The organism is Streptomyces sp. CC228A, from assembly GCF_021390935.1.
In the GTDB taxonomy this organism is placed as follows: domain Bacteria; phylum Actinomycetota; class Actinomycetes; order Streptomycetales; family Streptomycetaceae; genus Streptomyces.
The window spans coordinates 449,360-473,620 of record NZ_JAJPUI010000003.1; the positions used below are offsets into that span (position 1 = coordinate 449,360).

Below are 24,261 nucleotides of genomic sequence, written 5' to 3' on the forward strand. Positions count from 1 at the left end.
GGCCTCCCGGCGCGGCGCCGCGGCACGCCTGTGCGCCGATCCCGGGCGGACAGGGTCCGGGGTCCGCCCGTGTCCGGAACACCCCTACGGGCCGTACGGGGTTGACGCGCGGCGTGCCGGGACAGACGGGACGGGCGGGGCGGCCCGACGGCCGCCGCACCGGAACAGGAGGCTGAGCGATGGCGCAGAGGCACGAAGAGACGCGGGAGCCGGAGCAGGAGGGGGCCCGGGACACGGCACAGGAGCCGCCTGTGCCCCCTGCCCCTGCTGCACCTCCCGCTGCACCGCCTGAAGCCCCCGCACCAGCCGCCGCCTCCCGAACTCCCGCGCCCGCCATGCCTTCTCAGCCTCCTCACCCCCTCAGCTTCCTCACCCCCCTCAGCCCCCTCTGCCTTCCCCTCCTCCGGTGCCCCCTCGGCCGCATGCGGCCCCCGCGCCTCCGCCCCCTCCTCCGCCTCCGCCCCCTCCGCCGCCTCCTCTTCCTCCTGCGCCTCCCGCCGTACCCGCGGCGCACGAGGCGTCCGCGGCACCGGCCGTGACCCGGGAGGCCGACGGGCCTACCGTGTCGGGTATGAGCGCCACACCCGACCACCCCGTACGCCACGATCCGCCGGGTGGTCAGCCGCACCCCGCCGGCGAAGGGGACTTCGAGCTCGCAGCGCCCGATCCCCGCGCCGCCGCGCAGGCCGCGGCCCACGCCACCGACCCGCCGCCCGGCACCGGGGTGCGTCGCCTGCGGTGCCGGGCGCGTCGACCGCGACGGGTACTGCGAGCACTGCGGGCACGCCCAGCCGCGCCCCAGGGACCACCTGGAGCAGGAGCTGGGCGGCGTCGCCGCCGTCACCGACCGGGGCCTGCGCCACCACCGCAACGAGGACGCGTTCGCGGTGACCGCCGCGGCCCTCGCGGACGGCTCGCCCGCCGTCGTCGCCGTCGTCTGCGACGGCGTGTCCTCCGCGGCGCGCCCCGACGAGGCGTCGGCCGCCGCCTCCGACACGGCGAACGCCTGCCTGACCCGGGCCCTGGCCGACGGCACCCCGCCCCGCCAGGCCCTGCACGACGCCATCCTGGCCGCCGGGGACGCGGTCACCGCCCTCGCGGCCCGCGACGGCGACGGGCCGGGCCACGACCCCGAGTCCCCACGGCACCGCAACGCCCCCGCCTGCACCCTCGTCGCCGCCGTCGCCGCCGGCGGCAGGCTGGCCGTCGGGTGGGTGGGGGACAGCCGCGCCTACTGGGTGCCCGACGACCGCACGGCCGCGCCGTCCCGGCTTACCGAAGACGACTCGTGGGCGGCGCAGATGGTCGCGGCGGGCCTGATGACCGAGGCCCAGGCGTACGCCGACGAGCGGGCCCACGCCATCACCGGCTGGCTGGGCGCTGACGCGTACGAACTGGAGCCCCACACGGCCGTGTTCGCCCCGGACCGGCCCGGGGTGGTCGTCGTCTGCACGGACGGCCTGTGGAACTACGCCGAGTCGGCCGGGGACATGGCCCGCGCCGTTCCGGCGGACGCCGCCCTGCGGCCGCTGCACGCGGCCCGGGTCCTGGTCGGCCACGCCCTGGACGGCGGAGGGCACGACAACGTGACAGTGGCGGTGCTGCCGTTCGCCGTACCGCCGCAGGGAGCAGGGGCCGCCTGACCGAGCCGCCCGCCGCCTGCCGCCTGCCGCCTGCCGCCTGCCGCCTGCCGCCTGCCGCCTCGGAACCGTACATCCGTCCCGGGACCTGGGCCCCGCCCGTGCAGATGCGGTGGGTCACGGGGGCGGCAGCGGGCGCGCCCCCGCGCACCGGGCCGGCCCTCGTCGACGGCCGCTCCCACCAGGGGCGTGTACGGCGCACCCGGCCCCCGTGCCGCACCACGGCGCACGGGTCGCCGCACGTCGGCGGCGTCCGCGCCGGGGCGGCTGCGCAGCGGCCCCCGTGCAGGTGGCGCGGCGCCCGCAGGAACACGGATACTGCGAAACTGCTTTCGAAGGCGGCCGACGCCGGCGCCGCGGCGGCGGGTACTGTGCGACGGAAGGCGAAGGTCGCGGAGGCGGACGAGATGACGCTCGCAACGCGCTCCACCAAGACGGTTCGCGTGAGAAAGCCCTGACGGACGAGAGCGTCACGACCACGGCCGCAGCGGCGGCCGGCGAGGAGAGGGGGAAAGGCCGACATGCCGACCTGCCCGAACGGACACCAGTCGCCTTCCGACGACTGGTGCGAGGTGTGCGGTCACCGCATGGCCGGGGCCGGCACCCCGGCGGGCGCCGTCCCGCCGCCTCCCCCGCCGCCCGCTCCCGGATACGGCTACCCTCCCCCGCCTCCGCCGCCGCCCCCCGCCCACGGCTACGGCACGTCGGGCGGCGACCCGAACGCCACCCAGCAGGCGGAGCTGTGCCCGCGCTGCCGTACACCGCGGGAGCCGGGGGCGCCGTTCTGCGGCGAGTGCCGCTGGAACTTCGCCCCGAGCCAGGGCGACCCGTACTCCCCGGTGCCCGCTCCCCCGCCGCACCCCGGACCCGCCGCCGGCGGACCCGGCCCGGGCGGACCCGGCGGCCACGGCCCCGGCCCGTTCGGGTCGTCGGCCGGGATGGACCTGCCGCCCGGCTTCCTGTCCGGCCCGCCCTCACAGGGGCAGGGCCACCAGGACCCGTACGCGTACCCGGGCCCGCCTCCCCCGCAGGGGCACCGCCCGGCCGGACCGCCGGCGCCCGAGCCGTCGCACGGGCCGTCGCACGAGCCGCCGGCGGGCCGGAACCCGGGGCCGCCGCCGCCTCCGCAGGGCTTCCCCCGCCCGGGCCGCCGCAGCACGCCGCCGGTGGCGACGACTGGCTGCTGCCTCCGCCCTCACACCAGGGCGGCCCGCAGCAGCAGGGCCCGCACTCCGCGCACGGCATGCCTCCGCAGGCGCACGCCCCGGCGCCCCCGCGCCGGGGCCCGGCACGGCGCCCCAGGACCGGGGCCCGGCCTTCCCGCCCGCCCCCGCGCCGGGGTTCCCGCAGCAGGGCCACCAGCCCGGCCCCGGCGGCGCGGCAGGTCACGGCGGGCACGGGCCCGGCGCGGCGCCCGCCGGCTGGTCCGTCGTGGTCGCGCCGGACGGTGAGTACTTCACGGCGATGATGCGGCGCAGCGGCCCCGAGGCCGCGGGGCTCACCCTGCCCGCGTACGCACCGGAGCGTCGGGTTCCGCTGACCGGCAAGCAGGTGGGCATCGGCCGCCGCCGCCAGTCCACGGGCGAGTCCCCCGACATCGACCTGTCGGGCCCGCCGGAGGACCCGGGCGTCTCGCACCAGCACGCGATCCTGGTCCAGCAGCCCGACGGCTCCTGGGCCGTCGTGGACCAGAACTCCACCAACGGCACGACGGTCAACGGCGGCGAGGACCCGATCCAGCCGTACGTCCCGGTGCCGCTGCGCGAGGGCGACCGGGTCCACGTCGGGGCCTGGACGACGCTCACGGTCGTCCGAGGCTAGCCGCGGGCGGGCGGTGACCCGAGGGGCCAGGCGTACGGCCCCTCGGGGTCGTCCAGCCACGCCCACTGGCGGTCCCCGGCGACCGTCACCCCGTAGCGCTCGCGTTGCGGCCTGCCCTCCCGCCGCCACAGCGCGTACGCCTCGTACGGGTCGAGGCTGCCCGCCGTGAGGGTGAGCAGGAAGCGGAACAGGTCGCTGTCGAGCGCCTGCCGGGGCAGTCCCGCCGTCCGCACCCCGGGCGGCGGCGGCAGGGCGCCGCGCAGCGGGACGAAGTACGCCGACGTGTGCAGGAACCGCCCTTCCGCGCGGGAGGTGTCGGCGACCTCCAGCCGCAGCACCCCCGTGGAGAGCGGGGCCACGATCCGGGCGCCGGGCCGGCACTGGGCGAGCCAGGCGGGCGGCACCTCGGGCATCGCGCACGTCGCGACGACGAGGTCGAAGGGTGCGCGCTCCGGGCAGCCCCGCGCCCCGTCGCCGGTGACGACGACGGGATGGCGGCCGGCCCGGGCGAGCCGGGCCCTGGCCGCGTCGGTGATGTCGGTGTCGAGGTCGACGGTCGTGACGCGGCCGTCGCCGAGGCGGTGGCAGAGCAGCGCGGCGTTGTAGCCGGAGCCGGTGCCGATCTCCAGGGCGGTGTCGCCGTCGCGGGCGTCGAGCGCGTGCAGCATCTCGGCCATGAGCGACGGCTGGCTCGCGGTGGACACCAGCTCGCCGTCCCGCAGCCGGATGCCGACCGGTTCGTCCTCGTACGCACCGAGGAGCCAGTCCTCGCGGCGCAGCGGGTCGGGGTCGTCGCACCCCAGCCGCTCGTAGCCGCCGGACACGCCCACGAAGTAGTACGGCACGAAGAGGTGGCGGGGCACCTCCGCGAACGCCGCCCGCCAGGCGGGGTCCGGCAGCCGGCCCTCGGCGGTGAGCGCGGCCACCAGGCGGCGGCGGGCGGCGCCGGCCGCCTCGGCCCAGGGGTCGTCCACGGGTGCACCCATGACTCCACTGTGACATCGGTCACCTGGTGCGGGCGCTCCCGGGCGGAGGGGTCCCGGGGCCCGGCTCCCCCCGCGCGGGGTCTGAGACGATGGACGGGTGACAGACATCCCGCACGGCACCGTCCAGGAGCAGACGTTCTACGAGCAGGTGGGCGGCGAGGAGACGTTCCGGCGCCTGGTCCACCGGTTCTACCAGGGTGTGGCGGAGGACCCCCTGCTGCGGCCGATGTACCCGGAGGAGGACCTGGGCCCGGCCGAGGAGCGGCTCGCCCTGTTCCTCATGCAGTACTGGGGCGGCCCGCGCACCTACAGCGACCGGCGCGGCCACCCGCGGCTGCGGATGCGGCACGCGCCGTTCGTCGTCGACCGGGCGGCGCACGACGCGTGGCTGAAGCACATGCGGGTCGCGGTGGACGAGCTGGGGCTGCCGCAGGAGCTGGAGCGCCAGCTGTGGGGGTATCTGACGTACGCGGCGGCGTCGATGGTGAACGCCCACGGCTGAGGCCGCGAGCCAGGCCACCCGCCGATCAACGCCCACGGCCGAGCCGCGAGCGGGGCTGGCCGCCGGTCGCCCACGGCCGAGCCGCGAGCCAGACCTCCCGCAGGTCAACGGCGGCGCGCCTGTGCAGGTCCCCGGAGGGGCCGCGACGGCATCCCTGCAGGCTGCGGTCCTGCGGAGCGGCCGCTGCCCGCCTGTGCGGACCCTGTCCCCGGTGCCGGTCCGCCCGCTCGTGACCGGCGGCGCCGACGTACCGCCCACCGGGCCGGATCGCCGGGCCGGATCGCGGGGGCGTTCGGCGCGGGTGCCCGCCCGGTCGGGGCTGCGGCGCGGTCAGCCGTGGCGCAGCGGGGTGACGCCCAGCTCGCCCAGGCCGGTGCCGGTCCGTACGGCGACCGAGCCGAACGGGGTGCGCAGCCGCAGCCAGGGGCCGGCCGCCAGCAGCGTCACCGGTGCCTCACGCGGCAGGAGGCCGGGCGGCGGGAGGAAGCCCAGGGACTGGGCGGCGTGCGCGGCGCGCAGCGGCAGCCCCGTGCCGGCGATGGTGCGCGACCAGATCTCACGGCCGAGCCGGTCCCGTTCGGCGCGCGTCCTGCGCTCCGGCGGAAGCTCCTCGTCGCGCCTGCGGAACTCGGCGACGGCGGCGGCGACCGCCCGGCCGAGCGCATCGGCGCCGGGGAGTCCCGGCACCTCCCGCCAGCCGCCGCGCGGCGGCAGCACGCCGCTCCACGGCGGGCCGGTGACGGGCGCGGGCAGCGCGAGCCTGCCGTCCGTGTCGTCGACGCCGTCGAGGAGCTCGCCGGCCGACACGGTGAGGTCCAGGGACGGCGCCGCGTCCCCGTCCCGCAGCAGGGCCGTGCGGACCGCGATCACCTCGAAGGACGGCGGGCGTCCGAACACGGCCAGGACGCCGCCGCCCGACTGGAGGCGGACGGCGGCGGCCCGGTCGTAGTGGAGCAGCCGGGTCAGGAAGGCGGCGAGGCCCGCCGCCTCCCTGACGTCGGCGCACTGCAGTGACGCGGTCGGCGCCGTCATGCGGCGGCGCCCTCCGAGGACATGGCGTCGTCCACGTACTCCTGGAGGAACGCCCTCTCCTCGTCGGAGATGCGGCGCGGACGCTGCGCCTCCAGGTCGTACGGCACGACGACCGTCGAGGCCCGCACGTACACCTGGTCGGGATCCTTGATCTCGTACGCGATGGTGAGCGACGCGGCGCCGATCTTGGTGACCCACGACTCGACGGTCACCGGCTCGTGCCGGTGGACCAGGGGCCGCAGGTAGTCGATCTCGTGCCGGGCCACGACGGACCCGCCGGAGAACGACGGCGAGCCGTCACCCGGCGCCAGCCGGAACATGAAGTCGATCCGGGCCTCCTCCAGGTAGCGGAGGAAGACCACGTTGTTGACGTGCCCGAAGGCGTCCATGTCCGACCAGCGGAGCGGGCAGTGGTAGAGGTGTCGAGCCACGAGTCAGCGCCGCCTCAGCCGCGGGTGAGCTTCTTGTAGGTCGCGCGGTGCGGACGGGCCGCGTCCGGGCCGAGCCGCTCCACCTTGTTCTTCTCGTACGACTCGAAGTTGCCCTCGAACCAGAACCACTTCGAGTCGCCCTCGTACGCCAGGATGTGCGTGGCGACGCGGTCGAGGAACCAGCGGTCGTGGGAGACGACCACGGCGCAGCCGGGGAACTCCAGCAGCGCGTTCTCCAGCGACGAGAGGGTCTCGACGTCGAGGTCGTTGGTCGGCTCGTCGAGGAGCAGCAGGTTGCCGCCCTGCTTCAGGGTGAGGGCCAGGTTCAGGCGGTTGCGCTCACCGCCGGACAGCACGCCGGCCGGCTTCTGCTGGTCCGGCCCCTTGAAGCCGAACGCGCTGACGTACGCGCGGGACGGCATCTCGACCTGGCCGACGTTGATGTAGTCGAGCTCGTCGGAGACCACGGCCCACAGGGTCTTCTTCGGGTCGATGTTCTCGCGGCTCTGGTCGACGTAGCTGATCTTGACCGTGTCGCCGATCTTGATCGAGCCGGAGTCCGGCTGCTCCAGACCCTGGATCATCTTGAACAGCGTGGTCTTGCCCGCGCCGTTGGGGCCGATGACGCCGACGATGCCGTTGCGCGGCAGGGTGAAGCTGAGGCCGTCGATGAGGACCTTCTCACCGAAGGACTTGCTGAGGTTCTCCACCTCGACGACGACGTTGCCCAGACGCGGGCCCGGCGGGATCTGGATCTCCTCGAAGTCCAGCTTGCGGGCCTTCTCCGCCTCGGCCGCCATCTCCTCGTAGCGGGCCAGGCGCGCCTTCGACTTGGCCTGGCGCCCCTTGGCGTTGGAGCGGACCCACTCCAGCTCCTCCTTGAGGCGCTTGGCGCGCTTGGCGTCCTTCTGCCCCTCGACCTTCAGGCGGGACTGCTTGGTCTCCAGGTAGGTGGAGTAGTTGCCCTCGTACGGGTAGGCGCGGCCGCGGTCGAGCTCCAGGATCCACTCGGCGACGTTGTCGAGGAAGTACCGGTCGTGGGTGATGGCGACGACGGTGCCCGGGTACTTCGCCAGGTGCTGCTCCAGCCACTGCACGGACTCGGCGTCCAGGTGGTTGGTGGGCTCGTCGAGGAGGAGCAGGTCGGGCTGCTCCAGCAGCAGCTTGCAGAGCGCCACGCGGCGCTTCTCGCCACCGGACAGGTTGGTGACCTGCCAGTCGCCGGGCGGGCAGCCCAGGGCGTCCATGGCCTGCTCCAGCTGGGCGTCCAGGTCCCACGCGTTGGCGTGGTCCAGCTCCTCCTGGAGCTTGCCCATCTCCTCCATCAGCTCGTCGGTGTAGTTCGTGGCCATCTCCTCGGCGATGGCGTTGAACCGGTCGAGCTTGCCCTTGATCTCGCCGACGCCGTCCTGGACGTTCTCCAGCACGGTCTTCGTCTCGTCGAGCGGCGGCTCCTGGAGGAGGATGCCGACGCTGTAGCCCGGCGTCAGGAAGGCGTCGCCGTTCGACGGCTGCTCCAGACCGGCCATGATCTTGAGGACGGTGGACTTACCGGCGCCGTTCGGGCCGACCACACCGATCTTCGCGCCGGGCAGGAAGCTCAGCGTCACGTCATCGAGGATGACCTTGTCGCCGTGCGCCTTGCGCGTCTTGCGCATCGTGTAGATGTACTCAGCCAAGAGAAACCGTCCGGCAATCCGTAGGGGTCGAGTCAGCGGCTCCGCCGCGTCAGGGCAGATACACCCCATCTTGCCGTACCGCCACCCCAGGGCGAAAACGAGTACCTCGGCGGGCCGTCACCAGGACGGGAGCCGGTGCCCGCTTCGGAACGGGGCCGTTGCCGCTGGCCGCCGGTCCTCGCCCGGCGCGCTCCGACGGCCCGGGGCGGCCCGGCAGGAGCCCCGGCGGCGGGGCGGCGCCGCCCGCGGTGGTGACCCCTCACGTCGGCGCCCGCGGGGCGGCCCCTCTACGGCGGCGCCCGCGGCGGTGGCCCCTCATCTCAGCGCCGCCGCACCCCGAGCCGCCGACGGTCAGCGCCTCAGCGGTCCGCGGCCGGGCGGTGGCGGACCTGCGGGCCGTGGGACCCGGCGCCCCGGCGGCGGCCGGGGCCCGGCCGACGCGGGCCACGCCGGGCTGCCGGTGGCTCACTGGGGCCTGGTGCCCGTGGCCACCCATTCCTCCCGTACCGCGGCCGGTGTGGCGTTGATGGCCGTGAGGGCTTGCCGGCAGACCTTGCCGAGGGTCTCGTCGGACACGCCGTTGGCCTTCAGCGCGTCGATCATCGCGTCCCAGGTGACCGGGTCGAGCTCGCACATTCCGTCACTGCTGAGTGCGTCCATGGATCCTCCGGGTGTCATGTGCTCTTTTGCCATTCCATTCTGCGATTGCTCCCCGCCCTCGCGCTTTCGGCCCGTGGCCGGCAAGGCCGCGTCACGCGCCGGGCCCGGCCCGGGTGAGGGATCCACATGGCCCGACCGGCCACGCCCGGGGCGAGGGAGCCTCAGGGCTCGGCGCACGGCCCGGCCGTACCGCCGTTCCGGGCGCGGGCGCGTGGGAGGGGCGCGGCAGGCGGCAGGCGGCAGGCGGCAGGCGGCAGGCGGCAGGCGGCAGGCGGCAGGCGGCAGGCGGCAGGCGGCAGGCGGTGGAAACGAGGCGGCGGCCCCCGGTGCGCCGTGCCGTTGGGCACGGGCGCCGGGGGCCGCCGAGGGGCTGTCCGGGGCGCGGGGCGCTACCCGGCGGAAGCGCCCTTCCGCTTGCGGAGGAAGAACACCGCTCCGCCACCGGCCAGCAGGAACGCGGCGGCGATGCCCGCGATCATCGGGGTGGCGCTGGAGGCGCCGGTCTCGGCCAGGTCACCGGCGCCGCCGGTGGAGCCGCCCGTGCCGGTGGTGCCGGACGAGGTGGTGCCGCCCGACTGGGGGCTCGGCGCGGGGCCGGGCTCGTCGGTGCCGCCGCTGCCGCCCCCGGTGGTGGGGGTGGTGCTGCTGGTGGTCTTGCAGTCCAGCACGCCCTTGAACGTCTTCTTCTCGCCGCCCGGAAGCGCGATGGTGAAGTCGTACGGCTGGTCCTCGGCGACCGGGATGGTCACCGTCTTCGACTCGCCGGCGCCGATGGTGAACTTGCCGCCCATCAGCTCGAAGCCGAACGGCTCGTCGCCCTCGTTGGTGGCAGTGATGTCGACACCGCCCTTGGCGCAGTTCTTCTCCGCGGAGAGCGCCGGGATGGCGCCCTTCTCGGCCCAGGTGGCGGTCGCCGTGGCGGAGACCGTGGACACGCTGGACCCGGCGAGGATCTGCGTCTGGCTCTTGCTGAGGCTGGCGAAGGCGCGGCCGACGGACACGGAGGTCGTCGCCTGCAGGCCGAAGGAGGCGGAGCCGTCCTTGGCGCCGGCCGGGACGTCGACGTACAGCTCGCTGCCGTCGGCGGCCTCGGTGACCGGCTTGCCGGCCTTGTCGGTGACCTTCACACCGGTGGCGGCGACCTCGGAGGGCAGGTTCACGGAGGCGCTGTCGGCGTTGGTGCGGACCGTGATCGGGCCGAGCCTGGTGCCGGCCGGGCCGGACACCGCGGCGGGCTCCAGGCTCAGCGAGGCCTTGGGCTCCTCCAGGTTCTGGGCCTTCTCCTCCAGCCAGTCGGCGAGCTTCTCCGCGGCCGGGTCGACCGCGGTGACGTCGACGCCGTCGGAGTAGCGCCAGATGGCGACCTGGGTGCCGGCCGCGGCGGTCTCCGGGGTCAGCGCGCCCGCGCCGGCCTTCTTGGCGAGGCCCACGAGGTCGTCGACCTGCGGGTAGGAGTTCTGCAGGATCCAGCGGATCTTGCCGGCCTCCTCGTTCTGCCCGAGGGACGTCTGGTCCCACGGCGTCTCGAGGTACTTGGCCTTCGACTGGGTCGGGTTGTGGATGTCGATGCAGTACGTCTTGAGCGTGCCGCCGCCCTCGACCTCCATCTCGAAGAGCCCGGCGGGCAGGGGCTTGTCGGCCTTGCCCTCCTCGTGGATCTCCGCGCGGTGGTACGTGGTGAGCCCGTTGAGGGTGGCGGACGCCCCGCCCTGGTGCGGCGCCTCCTCCGCGGAGGCGGTGGCCGCCCCCGCTATGGAGCCGCCCGCGATCAGGCCGGACGTCAGGACGGTGGCGGCGACGCGGCGGGCCATCCGCCGGCGCCCCTGGACAGAAAACGAACCGAACACGAATTTCCCCTCTGGGCGAGACCCCTTGGCGCGAGAGCACACCATGAGACACATGGGGGGTGGGACTCGCCGAACGACTCAAGTGCCCCGTGAGTACCCGGGAATCCTAGAGAGGCGGCCACCCACAGTCCCCCGGGATGCCCGCGATCAACCATTCCGAATCAGAATCGTTACCGTGAACCGCCCGTGTGTGCGGTGTGTTGCCCCAAGGACGCCGGCAAGTGGCTTCTCCGTTCCCTGCGTTCACGTCCCGTCGGTACCGGTTCCCGCTGCTGCCTGCGGGGCGTCCCTGTCGACGGCCACGGGCGCGTCCTGCACGGTGGGGTGCCACGGGTCCTGGGGGGTGGCCTGTGGCGCGTCCCGGCCGGTGGCCTCCGGGGCGTCCCTGCCGCTGCCGGGCGGCCCGGGTTCGGGGGGCGGGACGCTGGTGCGGCGGAAGGCGGCCGTACCGAGCGTCAGGTCGTGCCCGACCGCCAGGGCGTCGATGTCGACGAACGTCGCACGCCGCCCCTCCCTGGCGCCTTCCTCCCGCACCCTCAGCCGCCCGTGCACCACGAGGCGCTCACCGACGGACACGGAAGCGGCGACGTTGGCGCCGAGGCGCCGCCACGCGTTGACCGTGTAGAAGTTCGTCGGGCCGTCGGTCCACGTGCCGCGCTCGCGGTCCCAGCGGCGGGGCGTCGCCGCGAAGCGGAACCGGGCCACCCCGCCGCCCTGGGTCTCCCGGTACTCCACGCTCGTCGCCACGTTCCCCACCACGGTCACCAGGGTGTCGTTCATGTGCGTCGCTCCTCCCGTCCGCCGGCGCCTGCCGCCGCCGTGTGGGTCCATGGTGGGCGCCGCGGGCGGATCCCGCCGGGGCCTGTGGACGAGCGGGCCGCTGGGGACAACCCCGTCACCCGTCAGTGGCGGCGGAGCCTGCTGCTGCCTGACACCGTGGCGTACTGCTGGCGCACCTCCCGGTAGCGCATCAGCTCGGCGGCGATGGGGTCGAGCACCATGGCGCGCCCGCAGGCCGCCGCCGCCTCCCGCAGCCGCCGCTCGACGTCCTGGCCGTGGCGGCGTGCGGGCCCGCGGGCGGCCGCGGCGCAGCCCCACTCGATGAGCGGGCCGCCGACGATGCCGCTGAGCATGACCAGCACGGGCGCGAGCAGGCCGGGCTCCAGGACGCCGGCGATCTGGCCGACGAGCCACAGTGCGCCCGCGATCTGCAGCAGCGTCATCGCCATCTGGAGCAGCACCGCGACGGGCCACCAGGCGGGCCGCAGCGGTCGGCGGCGCCGTGCCCTGTCCGCGCGGGACGCGGGCTCGGGGGCCGGTTCCGCGCCGCCCGGTCCGGTGGCGGGTGCCGCGGCCCGGGTGTCCCGGTCGTCCTGCGCGCGGACCCTGACGGCGAGGTCGTCGAGGGCCTCCGGGAGCCGGTGCGCCCCGCGCACCGCGGCCTCCCGCACCGCCTGGGCCCAGGGGGCGGGGAGCCCGTGGGCGGCTTCCTCCGCCACGATCCGTACGGCCTGCTCGACCCGCTGGCGGGCGGTCGGCTCGTCCTCCGCGGGCGGCGGGCCCGGGGTTCGCCGCCGCCGGGTGTGCGCAGCCGCTCGTACCAGCGCCACAGCCGCAGCCAGGGGGTGCCGCAGGCGCGGCCGGCGTTGCGCTGCCACTCGCGCTCGGCGGCTTCGCCGGCGGCGGTGGCGCCGACGGCGACGGCGAGCCGGGCCGCGAAGTCCTCCTGGGAGCGCTCGCCGAGGCCCGGGCGTCCCTCCGCGACGTACGCGGGCCGCAGGCGGGTGGCGGCCGCGTCGACGTCGGCGGCGATCCGCCGGGCGGCAGCGGTCCTGCTCTGCACGAACGCGCCGAGGAGTTCGCGCAGTTCGCCGATGCCCTCGCCGGTGACGGCGGACACGGCGAGGACGGTGGCGCCGGGTTCGCCGTGTTCGCCGAGGGCCATGCCGTCCTCGTCGAGGAGGCGGCGCAGGTCGTCGAGGACCTGGTGGGCGGCGTCGCCGGGGAGCCGGTCGATCTGGTTGAGGACGACGAAGGTGATGTCGGCGTGGCCCGCGAGGGGGCGCAGGTAGCGCTCGTGGAGAGCGGCGTCCGCGTACTTCTCCGGGTCGACGACCCAGATCACGGCGTCCACGAGGGCGAGGACCCGGTCGACCTGGCGGCGGTGTGCGGTGACGGCGGAGTCGTGGTCGGGCAGGTCGACGAGGACGAGTCCCTGGAGGGCCTCGTCGCAGGCGCCGCCGGCGAGGGGGCGGCGGCGCAGGCGGCCGGGGATGGACAGCCGGTCGAGGAGCCCGGCGGCGCCGTCGGACCAGGCGCAGGCGATGGGGGCCCCGGTAGTGGGCCTGCGCAGGCCGGTCTCGGAGACGGGCACTCCCGCCAGCGCGTTGATGAGGCTGGACTTGCCGCTGCCGGTGGCTCCGGCGATGGCGACGACGGTGTGGCGGGCCGACAGCCGCTGCCGGGCGGCCGCCTCGTCGAGGACGCGGCCGGCTTCGGCGAGGACGTCGGTGTCGACGCGGGTGGCGGACAGGCCCATGAGTTCCCGCAGGGCGTCCAGGCGGGTGCGGAGGGCGCCTTTGTACGGGGTGGTCTCCAGGGTGTGCCCGGTGTCCTCGGCCGGGACGCGGGTGTCGTGGGGGGCGGGGGGGTCGAATGGGGTGTCGTCGTACACGGCGCGGCCGCTCATGCGGCGGGCGATGAGTCCGTCGTCCCAGCTCTGCTCCACGGCGCTCAACCGCCGTCACCTCTCCTTCTGCAGTACGGACAGCGCGGCGATGAGCGCGGCCTGGGGTTCGGGGGTCACACCGAGGCCGTCGAGGGGGGCGAGGCGGAGGTCGCGTTCCTCGCGCAGGATGCGGTCGATGGACGTGGTGGTGAGTTCCGCGGCCCGGTCGCGCAGCCGCAGGGTGGCTTGCGCGCCGAGGAGTTCGGCGAGCTGCTCGCCTGCGCCGCGGGCGCGGCGGCCGCCGAGGAGGGCGGTGGCGAGGAGGGCCGCGACCGTCTCGGAGGGGGCCGGGCCGGAGGGGCGGTCGGTGCGGCGCACCTCCTCGTCGGTGAGTTCCTCCAGGACGCGGCGCCAGCGGCGTACGGCCATGGCGATGCGTTCCGCGGCCTCCCGGTCCTGCCGCGCCCTGTCCTCGGTGCGCAGGGCGCCGGCGGCGGGCTCGCGCCGCCAGGCGTCGTGCAGGCGCTCGTCGGCGGCGGCGACGGCGCAGTGGAGGAGGGCGGTGAGCGATTCGACGAGCGCGTCGAGGAGTTCGGCGGGGGTGCAGTCGTGGGGGTGCGCGCGCCAGCGGGTGCGGGCGTCGCCTGCCAGGACGGCGCCGCGGCGCAGTTCGCTGCGGACCCGGTCGCGCTCGCGTTCGTACGCGTTCTCGACGGCGCCGGTGAGGCGCACGGCGGCGGCGCACTGGGCGGCGACGGCGGCGGCGAGTTCGGGGACGCGGGCGCGCAGGGAGTCGATGACCCCGGTCGCGGTGCGGCCGACGGCCTGCTGCCGGGCGGCCGGGTCCTGGGCGCGGTGGCTGAGCCAGGCCCGCAGGGGGGCGACGGCGGTGTCGGGGAGCAGCCCGTGGCCGCCGCCCGCCGACTCGGGGAGTTCCGGGATCGTGAACCGCGGTACGTCGCCGAGGCCGGCGCGGGTGAGGAGGGCCTCGTACTGGCGGGCGACGTCGGTGATGACCTGGTGGGGGACGCGGTCGAGGACGGTGACGAGGGTGGCGTCGTACTCCTTCGCGGTGCGCAGGAGGTGCCAGGGGACGGCGTCGGCGTAGCGGGACGCGGTGGTGACCATCACCCAGATGTCCGCGGCGCAGATGAGCCGGGCGGCGAGTTCGCGGCTCTCGACGACGAGGGAGTCGACGTCGGGTGCGTCGAGGAGGGCGAGCCCGGGGGTGAGGGCGTCGGACTGCTCGACGCGCAGGGTGCGCCCGCCGCCGGGGCCGTCGTCGCCGGGCTCGTCGCCGGCGGTGTCCCGGTCGGCGGGGCAGGGGCCCCAGACGCGGGTGAGGTGCGGCAGGACGCGCGGGTGGGCGAACCACTCGCGGTCGTCCGGATGGCAGACCAGGACGGGGGTGCGGGTGGTGGGTCTGAGCACCCCGGCCTCGCTGACGCGGCGGCCGACGAGGGAGTTGACGAGGGTGGACTTCCCGGCTCCGGTGGATCCGCCGATGACGGCGAGGAGCGGCGCCTCCGGATGGTGGAGCCGGGGGACCACGTAGTCGTCGAGCTGTGCGAGCAGCTCGGCCCTGGTGCGCCGGGCACCGGGCGCGCCGGGCAGCGAGAGCGGGAGACGCACAGCGGCGACACTGTCGCGCAGGGCGGAGAGTGCGTCGAGGAGCTGAGGCCGTACGTCCAAGGTCACCACATGTGAAGAATGCCCAATTTCACCATCTTTTTGAAGCGTATGCCCTCTCTGCGCGCCGACTGGACACAATGGATAGAGGGGAACGAGTGGGACTCAGGCATAACGAGTGCACAACACCCGGCGCGCGCGGCGCGAAAAGCGCTGCGGAAATCGCACCTGCCTGCGATTATCGGTGTCGCTTCACTGAACCTCCACATCGTGCCACGCAGCTGAAGCGACCGGCCCAAGGCGATCGGAGCCCTATCCTTGACCCCGGCAAGGTCACGGACCACCCACCCGGGCTCCAGAGGCCACAAGGCCACCACCGGCCCCAGTAGCTCAGTGGATAGAGCAGGCGCCTTCTAAGCGCTTGGCCGCAGGTTCGAGTCCTGCCTGGGGCGCTCCCCCACTTGACCAGCGGAAGCGCTGGTCATCGTCATGTGCGGGCGGAAGCGCGGCGCACGTTGGCCAAGCGCCTCCCCGGGGCGGGCGCAGGGCGGAAAAACGGCCGGACCGCGGCCGGCCCTTTTCGGGTCAGGAAGTGCGGCGGTGATGGGCCGACCCCGCGACTGTCCACGCTTCCGGACGCGGCAGCCGTATGGAGGGAGCCGCGCTGCAACCGTGCGGCCGTCGGGCAGCGGCTCATCGCTTACGGAAAGGCCAGAGCGCCGCCTCGTCATGGCCGGAGTCCGGGTGGGCCCAGTGCCTGCCGCGCGTGGCTGATCAGGCTGCGGGCACGGGCACCGTACACGGCTGACTCGCGGAGGGTCTCCCAGACCTTCTTGTACAAGGAGACGTTGTCGGCGTCGTCCAACCACATCTTGGCGTGCCAGTCCTCCGCGACGACCAGGCGGTCGTCGAGAATCCAGAAGCCGTTCGCCGGCACGATCTTGAGGGACGCGGAGAAGGGGATGACGCCCAGTTCGACCGTGTCCATGCCGATCATGCCGGTGAGACGGTCGAGCTGTGCGATCAGCACGGAAGGAGGGCAGATCAGCGAGCGGAGGGCGGCCTCCCACATCAGTACGTGCAGCTTGCGCTCCGACCGGTACAGCCACTCCTGCCGCTGCACTCGGGCGCGCACCGCGTCCTCGACGTCGTCTGCGCCACCAAGCAGTTCCGCGTACCGCCGGATGACGTGGCGCGCGTACTCCGGCGTCTGCACCAGCCCGGCGATCACCGCCTCCTCCCAGATCCACAGCTCCGAGGTGCGGTCGATTTCTGCGCTCAGCCCCTCGTGCAGCGGTCTGAAGCCGTGCGCCAAGGCCCTGCGCCATGACCTGATGTGCGACTCGAACCCGGCGAGCCGAGCCGAAAGCTCGGGGTAGGCCTCGGGCTGCTCCACCGCATCCGCCCACGCCCGCAGGTCCTCAGGGGTGGCGGTCTGCCTGCCGTTCTCCAGCTTGCTGACCTTGGAACCCGGCCAGCCCAACCGCAGGGCCAGCTGCCGACCGGTGAGCCGACCGCCAGGGCAGCTGTACCGGAGCTCGCGCAGGCGCGCCCCCAGGGCCCCCCTGGCTTGCTGGTAGTCCGTGCTCACCGGTTACGCGTCATGCGGTCGCAGCGAACCGGTCGAACGGCACGGCGTGGTGCATGGCTGCGTCACGCACCATGGCGTACCGGACGACCTCGGCCGGTTCGGTGATCAGCTCGATGTCCGTGATGTTGTCGGCGCCATCGAAGTGCAGCAGGGCCACCAAGCGTGAATCGAAGATCCAGAAGTCCTCGGCGGGCAGCTCGGATGCGTCCTCGCGCCACAGGTACCTGATGTCCTCGCCGACCGCGGCGTTGTGCCGGGCGTAGTCGAGCAGGAACCGCTGCTCGGTGGTCATCGGCTTGTCGGCGACGCGCACCCGGCCGACCTTCTTTCCCGCTGCGGTCTGCGCCTTGATGGTGACGAACCAGGGCTCGTCGGGGTCGCACGGCGCGGAGCCCGTGGCCAGGAACGCCCGGAAGTCAGGGTCCTCCCGGTCGGAGGCGTAGCCACGTCGGGTCTCCAGCCGCCAGGCGGTGTGCTGGAAGGTCTCGAACAGGCGGCGGAAGGTAGCCCGGTCGACGAGTTCAGGCACCCGGTCCATCTCCTTCGGTCCCCAGTTCACGAGGAGTTCGCGCGGCACGGCCACCGCTGCCTCGCCCGCTCCGAAGTGCCTGAGCTGCATGAGGTCTTCCGGGTCGGTGACAGGCGTGCCTTGCACGATGATCTCACCGGTGCTCTCGTCCGTGTGCAGGGCCGGGCAGCCGTCGACCTTGCTGTCCGTGCCGGTGAAGCGCAGCTGACGCGCCATGGACGCTCTCCCTTCCGGGGTGTTGGTCCACAGCATGGCCGGACGCCCGGCGCGGTTCCACGGGCCCAGACCGGGCCCAGGAGAAATCAGCAGCAATCTCAAGGGCAGGTCGAGCAAATCCGAGAAACCAGCGTACCGCCGGCAACCTGCTCGCTTCTAGCTTCTCGTCCATGACGAAGCAGGGGCCGTAGGGCACTTCACGGTGGTGCAGCGTGCGCCCGGCTTCGTCCTGCCTGCGCCGGTGTGCCGGCCGCGTCCGCGTGAGGCGGCCCAGCACCTGGTACCCGCCCTACGAGGGGAGACACCCATGATGACGATCAGTCGCACGAACAAGGACGGCGCCCGATGACCGTGCCGCCGCCCGTGGGCCCGCCGCCGACGTGGCTCGCCGCGCCTGCGCTCGCCGGGCCGCCGCAGACGCGCCCGCTCACCGACCGGCAGCGCCGCGGCCGGCAGTGTGCGGGCTGCGCCGTCGAGCTGACCGCCGTCACCGCCCGGCCGCTGCCGCGGCGGTTCCCGCTGCGGGTCTGCGTGCGCTGCCACACCGCGAGGAGCAGCCGGTGACCGCGCGGACGCTGGAGCAGGTGCGGGCGGACGCCGAGCGGGCGGGGCAGACCGGTGAGTGCGAGCTCGGCGAGCACCGGCAGTGCCACCCGCAGGACGTGTACGCCACCGACCGCCCCCGCCCCGGCGAGCGACCGCTGTTCTCTGTCACGTGCACCTGCACCTGCCACGAGAGGACACGGCCATGACCTACGCGGTCCGGCGCTGGTGCGTGCGCTGCGGCCGGGTGATCGAGGGTGAGGCCGTCGTGATCCCCGGGTTCTCCGCGTCGGGCGCGAGACCGGACGCCTACCGGCACCCCTCGTGCCGGCTCCCGGCTCCACCGCGCCCGCGCCACCGCTGACCGCACCCCCGCGCCCCGGCCGCTTCCCTGGCCGGTCCGCTGGCCGGGGAGGAGGCGCCGTGCAGGGGACCCGGTGCGGCAGCCGGATGCGACAGACCGGCCGCAGGGGCGCCGTCAGGCCCCGGAACGCCGGGTGCCCCGCGCCTGCGGAAGCGGCGCGGGGCCCGGGTGGGACGCGGGTGCACGGATGGTGCGGAGTGGTGCGTGCGGGGTGCGTGGGGGGATGCGCCGGCGGTGTACGGCCGGTGCGGGTGCCGGGGTCAGTCCCGGGCGGTCGAGCTGACCGGCTGGGACCGGGCGGCGAGTGCGGGCTCGGGCGGTGTCGGCTCCGGCCGAGCCTCCGAGGCGGGGAACGGGCTGCTGCACGTGGGGCAGTTGCCGTCGAGGGCCGTGTCGAGGCCGGCGGGGAGCCCGGCGGCCAGGGCGGTTTCCTGGGCCTCGGGCACCCCGGCGGTCCGGGAGCCGCGCACCGCCGCCGCGGCGACGGACAGGCACGCGGCCACCAGGACCAGGTTCTTGATGATGTACTGCCCCTCAAGCGTCGGCACGAGGGGGTGGCTCCATACGGCGCCGGGGACGATCGCCAGGGTGACGAAGACGCCGGCCATGTGCACGAAGAACGTGACGAGCGTCAGCCGCAGCAGCCGCCCGGTGACGAGGCCGATCCCGATCAGCACCTCCATGAGGGCCAGGAGCGGGGCGGTCACCTCGGTGGGCACCGCGTCGAACGTCATGATCCCCATCACGACGGTGGCGATGTCCTCGGCGGGGCTGAGGGCCGGGATGAACTTCAGGATGCCGAACCACAGGTAGAGGATGCCCACGCTCACGCGGAGCACGGTGATCTCCCTGCGCTGGTAGGCGGTGCAGAAGGCGGACAGCCAGGGCTTGCACCTGTCGGTGAGCCTGCCCTGGCCCGTCGCGGGGAGTGCGGAGCCCGCTGCATGGGCGGAGCGTCCGCGGCGGACTATGCGGGTGTGTCTCATGGAGGTTCCTCCGTTCGTTGGTGCGCGGTCGCCCGGGCGCGCTCCCGGCCTGCGTCGGTTTCCGACGGGCGGCCGGCCTTCAACCGGGCGTTCTCGCTTTCCAGTTCCGCCAGCCGACGGCGCAGCGGAGCGATCGCCTGCTCCACCTCGTCCGTGGTGTAGCGGGGCTCGATGTGCTGGGGGCAGTTCCAGTCGTAGGCCTCGACGTCGATGAGGACGACCCGCTCCACGACCGCCCGGTAGTCGCCCGGGACGAGCGGTCCGGCCGCGTCGGGCCACTCCTCGGCCCCGGCCGTACGGGCGCGGCCCAGGACCTTCAGCCGGCTCCGGGACGGGTAGTCGATGAGGAACAGCGCGACCCGGTTGTCGTGGTCGAGGTTTCCGGTGGTGATGTACTGCTTGTTGCCCCGGTAGTCGGCGAAGCCGAGGGTCTTGTCGTCCAGGGCCCGCAGGAAGCCGGGGGGCCCGCCGCGGTGCTGGATGTAGGGCCAGCCCGAGGAGCTGATGGACGCCATGTAGAAGCTCGTCCTGGTGCGGGCGAAGTACGCCTCGTCCTCGGTGAGCCGGTCGGGTTCGGCCGGCCCGGCCGTCATGTGGGCGTAACTGCGGCGGCTGCCGTGCCGCTCCTGGTGCCGCTGCGCCTCAGGGGTGAAGAGCAGCTGTCCGAATCTGCTGGTCATGGTCGCCCCTCACCACCAGTAGGTGGGGTAGCGGGCGGTCTTGCCGCTGCGTCCCGCGACGATGCCGACGCCGACCAGGACCAGCGTGGCGAGCAGCAGGAGCGACAGGAACAGGAGCGCGGACGGCTGGGTGACCACGACGATCACCGCCGTCGCCGCTGCGGGCGAGTGCGGCGTCCTGGCCAGGGCCATGGCGCCGATGGCGAGACCGCCGGCGACGGCGGCCGTCCAGGTGGAGCTGCCGCCGACCGCCAGGCAGACGAAGCCGACGACGGCCGAGACGAGCTGGCCGCCGACGACGCTGCGCGGCTGGGCGAGCGGGAGCGCCGGTGCCGCGAACACCAGCGCGGCGCTGGCGGCGAGCGGCGGGATGAGCACGGCCTGGTCGAGCAGGATGCCGATGGCGACGAGCAGGACGAGCGAGACGACACCGCTCAGCGTGGCCACCGAGATGGCGGCACCGGGGGCCCGGGCGGGCGCCTTGCCGCCCAGCGCGGCACCGACCCGCTTCAAGGCCGGGGTGCCGGCCTGCGGCTCGGTCACCGTGGACTCGGACATCGGGGACTCCTCCCTTGGAAATACACGGAGTTGAGCAGCTAACGTATGGATCATAGCCTGATGCATTAGCTTCAGGAGGGAGTTCCGGCGAAGTCCGAGGACGGCAGGATGGAGCGATGGACCAAGGGACACATGCAGGGCAGGGACGGGAGGCCATCGGGCAACTCCCGCTGCTGGGTGAGCCGCTGCCGCTCGACCTGGTGAACACGACGTACATCAAGGGCGGGGTGCGCGGTCACCTCGTGGACGCCCTGACCTCAGCGGAGGCCCTGGACGCGTGGCTGGCCGTGCACCGGGGGAAGTTCAGCTCCGCCCTCTCCGCGGCACTCGAACGCTCGGGGCCCGCGGGTGAGGACCATGTCGAGGCGTTCCGGGAGCTGCGCCGCGCGCTGCGGGGCCTGGCCGCCGCCCGTACGGCGGGTCACGAGCCGGAGCCCGCCGACGCCGCCGCCGTGAACGCGGCCGCCCGGCTCGCCACCCAGTGGCGGGAGCTCGCCCCCGGCCCCGCCTTCGACGCGGTCCCCCGGTGGCTGGAGGGGGATCCTTACCGGGTGGCGCTCGGAGAGGTCGCCGCGGCCGCGGTGGCGCTGTTCTCCGGGGAGCAGGCCGACCTGATACGGGCCTGCGGGGCGCCCGGCTGCATCCTGTACTTCGTCAAGAGCCATGCCCGGCGCGCCTGGTGCACGTCCGGCTGCGGCAACCGGGTAAGGGTGGCCCGGCACAGCCGCCGTACGCGGGAGAACGAGGTGACCGGACCGGGCGCGGCCGAGGAGCGGCGGCCGCGCCCGGTGCGGAGGGGGTCGGCCGGCTGCCGGGGTGAGGCGGGGGCTGCCTCGCCCGCGGCGCCGGCCGGGACTCGGGGACGGCGCCCGCACGTCAGCCGGCGGCGACGGGGGCACCGGCGGCGCCGTGTGCGGAGCCGTCGCGTCCGGCATCGGGGCCGGCGCTGCGGCGGGCCCGGCGGCCGGCGCCGCGGACGGCCGTGCGGCGGAGGGCCCCGCCGGTGGCCCGGAGGGTGCCCGAGCCGGTGCGGACCGTTCCGCGGGCGGGGCCTGGGCCCTGCGCCATGGAGCCGGCGGCGTCGTCGGGCACCGAGGACCTGGCGGCGACGCGGGGTAACGCTGTGCTGCGCTGGGATGCAGTGCGGAACATGGCGTGATCCTGTCTGTCGAAGCCCTGGCGCCCCCGGATCGGGAGTGGCGGAGGCCACGGCGTTTCCTGCTGTGCATCGAAACTAATGCGCCACGCTGGCTTGTCATCGACGGCTTCGCAGATTCCAGGGATCGGAAACTCCGATGCGCCGGGCCGCACGGGACGGCCCGGCGAACGTCACATCTTTGCTAACGGCCGGAGAAATCTTGCCCGTTAGGCAACCTGCGGCCGCGCTGGTGCCGGGCGTAGTGGCGGGCCACCCGGGCACGGTTGCCGCACCCGGTCGAGCACCACTCGCGACGGGATCGGGCGTGGTCGAAAAAGAACACGCAGCCCGGCGCCCGGCACGCGCGCACGTCGCCCGCCGCCGCCCCGGAGAGCAGCGCGATGAGCGCGTGCGCGATCTCGGCCTGGACGGCCACGAGCGGCGGCGCGGTGGAGACCTCCAGGGAGGCGGGCCGGCCGGCGCCGCTCCAGCGCAGCATCGGCCACGGCCGCCCGACACTCGACACCCGGTTCACCTGGGCGACGTCCCAGGCATCCGGGGCGTGCCCGCTGACGTGGGCGTCGACCAGCCGCCGGGTGGCGTCCCTGAGCATCACGAAGCATGCGACGTCGGCGGCGCCGACACCGTGCAGGTCGCTGTCGGACAGCGGGGTGGCCAGCCGGTCGCGGCAGGCGCCCAGCCACCAGGTGAGCCCCTGGGGGCTGTCGAGGACGTCCCTGAGGTCGCCGCGCACCGGGAACACCGTGTTGGCGAACTCCAGCGGCAGCGGCTCCCCGTGCAGCGGGGGGACGTCGGCAGGCACCGCCGGCAGGGCATCGGACGTCATGGCGGGCTCCTCATCCGGCTTGATTCGAGTGGCAGTTGAGTGTCCTACGGCATACAGGAACAGGACTTGTCGAGGGGAGCGGACACATGGCAGGATCCTCAATCTAACGCACTATCGCTCCCAGTAGCGTTAGTCTGGCAGTGGGTCCGACAGTCAGGTCGCACGGGGAAGTGGCCGCAGCTGTCGGGGGGTTGACGATTCCCGGAGCCCGACGACCGCAGCCCGACCTGGGCGGCGGCGCGGCCTGCGGGATGACACCGGATCCATGTTTCATGGGGGACAACGTGTCGTTAGATCTCGCTCTCTACCAACTCAGAACCTTTCGCGAGGTGGCTCGCCTGGGAAGTTTCACGAAAGCTGCCCGTAGCCTCGGCTACGCGCAGTCGAGTGTCACCTCACACATTCGGTCGCTGGAGTCCAGGGTCGGCATGCAGCTGGTCCAGCGGCTTCCGCATGGAGTCCGTCTCACTCCGTCCGGTGAAATATTCCACGAATACGCGCAGCGGATATTCCACGTGGTGGACGAGATGGCCACCGCCCTCAACCCCTCCGGTGAAATGGAAGGACGCACCACGGTCGGCGCGTCCGCGTTCCTGCTGGAAACGCGGATCGGGTCGCTGATGCACGAGTGCCGCTACCGCTACCCGAAGGTGCAGGTGTCGCTGCGGCAGCTGTCGATCAGCCGGGCCCACGAGGCCGTACGCAGCGGCGAGGTCGACCTGGCCCTCGTCCACGGGGAGCCCGCCGTCGGCGAGCCTCCTCCCGCCGGCATCACGGTCGAGGAACTGCCGGACCTGGAGGTCGTGCCGGTCGCCGCGGCGTCCCTCGTGAACGCCCCGGACCCGGTGGCGGCGCTCGCCTCCGTGCGGGTCCTCGCCGTGGACCCCGACTGCGCGTCCCACCAGGCCCTGGTGGGCGCGTTGCGGGAGACGTACGGCATCGACCCCGCGATCGTCGAGGCGGGCTCCATGGGCGGCGCGCGTGAGCTCGCACGGGCCGGCTACGGCGTCGCCATGCTGCCGTACGAGTCGGTGGGCCCCGCCGCGGGCGGACTCGCCGTCCTGCCCGGACTGCCCCGCCACCGGCTGGCCGTACGGGCCCTATGGGGCGGGCGCGAGCTCGCCCGGCCGCCGGTCGCGGCAGTGTGCGACGTGGCCACCAGGGTCGGCCGGGAGAAGGTGGTCCAGCCGGCCTGAGGAGCCGGTTCCGGATAACACCGGCCCGTCATGACGAGGCAGGTGGCGCGGAAAGCCGATCATTCGCTTTCCGCGCCACCTGCCTTTGCTTTTTTTATTCCCTCCGTTTACCGGCCGCCGCACCCTATCGGAAAGTCCGATACCCGCCATCAAGGAATATGCGGATCTGTATCCGCGGCATCGGCATAGCCTTCTTGAGGCAAACAAAAAAATTTCCACCGGCGGGTTGGTCGGAACTCGACGCGCCGGCCGAGGAGAGGCATATCACAGTGTCCGAAATCGAGTACATACCCAACGCGTTCCGCAGCGGTTTCGAGCTGGACGAACTGGAGTGGACGTCGTGGGACGAACCGGGCAGGGCCAATGTGGAGCACCACGTGCTGTGGGCCCCTGACGAGTCCAAGAACGAGGACTCGGTCGGCCTGCTGCTGCGCTTCCCCCCGGGCGCGCACGGCGACTTCCACGAGCACCTGGGCTACGAGCTGATGCTGGTCCTGGACGGTGTCCTCGACCACAGCGACGGCATGTCGTACGTCAAGGGCGACCTCGTCGTCGAGGGCCCGGGCACCGAGCACCAGATGTCCAGCCGCACCGGCTGCACGGTGCTCGCCATCCGCACGCGGCCGGCCTCCGCCCGCACCCCCCAGAAGGCCATCCGCCCCGTGGGCGTCACCGCGGCGCCCTGACCGACCGGGCGGGGCGGGGCGGCCTTCACGCC

22 protein-coding genes, 1 tRNA gene and 4 pseudogenes are annotated in these 24,261 nt (G+C 74.0%); 11 read left to right on the plus strand and 16 right to left on the minus strand.

Translation table 11 applies throughout. The annotated features are described in order from the left end of the window. The first annotated feature begins 179 nt into the window (after positions 1 to 179). From L6E17_RS11875 to L6E17_RS30950, 3 genes and pseudogenes are all read left to right on the plus strand, one after another. Positions 180 to 1,643 (plus strand): annotated as a pseudogene (locus L6E17_RS11875) (PP2C family serine/threonine-protein phosphatase). A gap of 305 nt (positions 1,644 to 1,948) precedes the next feature. Continuing rightward, positions 1,949 to 2,098: pseudogene (locus tag L6E17_RS11880) on the plus strand (hypothetical protein); the annotation flags it as partial. Positions 2,099 to 3,071: 973 nt separating this feature from the next. Further along, complete coding sequence (locus L6E17_RS30950) at positions 3,072 to 3,461, plus strand: FHA domain-containing protein (protein ID WP_236240722.1); 390 nt, start codon at positions 3,072 to 3,074, stop codon at positions 3,459 to 3,461. Here L6E17_RS30950 and L6E17_RS11895 read toward each other — a convergent pair. After that, on the minus strand, positions 3,458 to 4,447 hold the full coding sequence (locus L6E17_RS11895; RefSeq protein WP_236240723.1) for a methyltransferase domain-containing protein: 990 nt from the start codon (positions 4,445 to 4,447) through the stop codon (positions 3,458 to 3,460). The genes L6E17_RS30950 and L6E17_RS11895 overlap by 4 nt on opposite strands. 97 nt (positions 4,448 to 4,544) lie before the next feature. On the opposite strand from L6E17_RS11895, the gene L6E17_RS11900 reads away from it, so the two are divergent. Continuing rightward, a complete protein-coding gene (locus L6E17_RS11900) occupies positions 4,545 to 4,949 on the plus strand; it encodes a globin (protein ID WP_236240724.1) in 405 nt (134 codons plus the stop codon). A gap of 330 nt (positions 4,950 to 5,279) precedes the next feature. Here L6E17_RS11900 and L6E17_RS11905 read toward each other — a convergent pair whose 3' ends face one another. The 8 genes and pseudogenes from L6E17_RS11905 to L6E17_RS11940 all read right to left on the minus strand — a co-directional run bounded on the left by L6E17_RS11905 (position 5,280) and on the right by L6E17_RS11940 (position 14,967). Then, positions 5,280 to 5,981 (minus strand): hypothetical protein, encoded by a 702-nt coding sequence (locus L6E17_RS11905; protein ID WP_236240725.1) that lies wholly within the window; start codon positions 5,979 to 5,981, stop codon positions 5,280 to 5,282. Next, positions 5,978 to 6,412, minus strand: a complete 435-nt coding sequence (locus L6E17_RS11910; protein ID WP_236240726.1) for a thioesterase family protein — start codon at positions 6,410 to 6,412, stop codon at positions 5,978 to 5,980. The genes L6E17_RS11905 and L6E17_RS11910 overlap by 4 nt, the downstream gene beginning before the upstream one ends. A 14-nt stretch (positions 6,413 to 6,426) precedes the next feature. Next, a complete protein-coding gene (ettA, locus tag L6E17_RS11915) occupies positions 6,427 to 8,091 on the minus strand; it encodes an energy-dependent translational throttle protein EttA (protein WP_236240727.1) in 1,665 nt (554 codons plus the stop codon). A gap of 465 nt (positions 8,092 to 8,556) precedes the next feature. Continuing rightward, entirely contained in the window at positions 8,557 to 8,751 is a 195-nt protein-coding gene (locus L6E17_RS11920) for a hypothetical protein (RefSeq protein ID WP_236240728.1), read from the minus strand. A 389-nt stretch (positions 8,752 to 9,140) separates the two neighbouring features. Continuing rightward, complete coding sequence (locus L6E17_RS11925) at positions 9,141 to 10,562, minus strand: thioester domain-containing protein (RefSeq protein WP_236240729.1); 1,422 nt, start codon at positions 10,560 to 10,562, stop codon at positions 9,141 to 9,143. A gap of 279 nt (positions 10,563 to 10,841) precedes the next feature. After that, complete coding sequence (locus L6E17_RS11930; RefSeq protein WP_236240730.1) at positions 10,842 to 11,378, minus strand: single-stranded DNA-binding protein; 537 nt, start codon at positions 11,376 to 11,378, stop codon at positions 10,842 to 10,844. A gap of 122 nt (positions 11,379 to 11,500) precedes the next feature. After that, positions 11,501 to 13,287: pseudogene (locus L6E17_RS11935) on the minus strand (GTPase). Positions 13,288 to 13,341: 54 nt separating this feature from the next. Then, complete coding sequence (locus tag L6E17_RS11940) at positions 13,342 to 14,967, minus strand: GTPase domain-containing protein (RefSeq protein WP_236240731.1); 1,626 nt, start codon at positions 14,965 to 14,967, stop codon at positions 13,342 to 13,344. 307 nt (positions 14,968 to 15,274) lie between these two features. Here L6E17_RS11940 and L6E17_RS11945 point away from each other — a divergent pair. Beyond that, a tRNA-Arg gene (locus L6E17_RS11945) sits at positions 15,275 to 15,347 on the plus strand. Between the two features lie 275 nt (positions 15,348 to 15,622). Here the strand turns inward: L6E17_RS11945 and L6E17_RS11950 are convergent. Continuing rightward, positions 15,623 to 16,486, minus strand: a complete 864-nt coding sequence (locus L6E17_RS11950) for a helix-turn-helix transcriptional regulator (protein WP_236240732.1) — start codon at positions 16,484 to 16,486, stop codon at positions 15,623 to 15,625. 10 nt (positions 16,487 to 16,496) lie between these two features. After that, complete coding sequence (locus L6E17_RS11955; RefSeq protein WP_236240733.1) at positions 16,497 to 17,231, minus strand: DUF6879 family protein; 735 nt, start codon at positions 17,229 to 17,231, stop codon at positions 16,497 to 16,499. A gap of 345 nt (positions 17,232 to 17,576) precedes the next feature. On the opposite strand from L6E17_RS11955, the gene L6E17_RS11960 reads away from it, so the two are divergent. Genes L6E17_RS11960 through L6E17_RS11970 form a run of 3 tightly spaced genes read left to right on the plus strand, consistent with a single transcriptional unit; the run spans position 17,577 to position 18,138 of the window. Continuing rightward, entirely contained in the window at positions 17,577 to 17,795 is a 219-nt protein-coding gene (locus tag L6E17_RS11960) for a hypothetical protein (RefSeq protein WP_236240734.1), read from the plus strand. Then, positions 17,792 to 17,983 carry a hypothetical protein gene (locus L6E17_RS11965; protein ID WP_236240735.1) on the plus strand — a complete coding sequence of 64 codons (192 nt, stop codon included), beginning with the start codon at positions 17,792 to 17,794 and terminating at the stop codon, positions 17,981 to 17,983. The genes L6E17_RS11960 and L6E17_RS11965 overlap by 4 nt, the downstream gene beginning before the upstream one ends. Further along, positions 17,980 to 18,138, plus strand: coding sequence for a hypothetical protein (locus tag L6E17_RS11970; protein WP_236240736.1), 159 nt, complete (start codon positions 17,980 to 17,982; stop codon positions 18,136 to 18,138). Before L6E17_RS11965 ends, L6E17_RS11970 begins: the two co-directional genes overlap by 4 nt. 260 nt (positions 18,139 to 18,398) lie before the next feature. Here L6E17_RS11970 and L6E17_RS11975 read toward each other — a convergent pair whose 3' ends face one another. From L6E17_RS11975 to L6E17_RS11985, 3 genes are read right to left on the minus strand one after another with little or no spacing between them, the layout of a single operon-like run. Continuing rightward, positions 18,399 to 19,124, minus strand: coding sequence for a hypothetical protein (locus tag L6E17_RS11975; RefSeq protein WP_236240737.1), 726 nt, complete (start codon positions 19,122 to 19,124; stop codon positions 18,399 to 18,401). Beyond that, positions 19,121 to 19,804, minus strand: a complete 684-nt coding sequence (locus L6E17_RS11980; protein ID WP_236240738.1) for a pyridoxamine 5'-phosphate oxidase family protein — start codon at positions 19,802 to 19,804, stop codon at positions 19,121 to 19,123. Before L6E17_RS11980 ends, L6E17_RS11975 begins: the two co-directional genes overlap by 4 nt. Positions 19,805 to 19,813: 9 nt before the next feature. Next, complete coding sequence (locus tag L6E17_RS11985; protein WP_236240739.1) at positions 19,814 to 20,362, minus strand: HPP family protein; 549 nt, start codon at positions 20,360 to 20,362, stop codon at positions 19,814 to 19,816. Positions 20,363 to 20,478: 116 nt separating this feature from the next. Here L6E17_RS11985 and L6E17_RS11990 point away from each other — a divergent pair. After that, positions 20,479 to 21,081, plus strand: a pseudogene (locus L6E17_RS11990) (ABATE domain-containing protein); the annotation flags it as partial. A gap of 157 nt (positions 21,082 to 21,238) precedes the next feature. Here the strand turns inward: L6E17_RS11990 and L6E17_RS11995 are convergent. Then, on the minus strand, positions 21,239 to 21,514 hold the full coding sequence (locus L6E17_RS11995) for a hypothetical protein (RefSeq protein WP_236240911.1): 276 nt from the start codon (positions 21,512 to 21,514) through the stop codon (positions 21,239 to 21,241). A gap of 188 nt (positions 21,515 to 21,702) precedes the next feature. Further along, the gene (locus L6E17_RS12000) at positions 21,703 to 22,347 is read right to left on the minus strand and encodes an ABATE domain-containing protein (protein ID WP_236240740.1); all 645 of its coding nucleotides are present in this window, start codon (positions 22,345 to 22,347) and stop codon (positions 21,703 to 21,705) included. Between the two features lie 272 nt (positions 22,348 to 22,619). Between L6E17_RS12000 and L6E17_RS12005 the strand changes: the two genes are divergently transcribed. Together L6E17_RS12005 and L6E17_RS12010 are read left to right on the plus strand one after the other, a co-directional pair. Further along, on the plus strand, positions 22,620 to 23,543 hold the full coding sequence (locus tag L6E17_RS12005; protein WP_236240741.1) for a LysR family transcriptional regulator: 924 nt from the start codon (positions 22,620 to 22,622) through the stop codon (positions 23,541 to 23,543). 269 nt (positions 23,544 to 23,812) lie between these two features. Continuing rightward, complete coding sequence (locus tag L6E17_RS12010) at positions 23,813 to 24,229, plus strand: cupin domain-containing protein (protein ID WP_236240742.1); 417 nt, start codon at positions 23,813 to 23,815, stop codon at positions 24,227 to 24,229. Positions 24,230 to 24,261 lie beyond the last annotated feature (32 nt).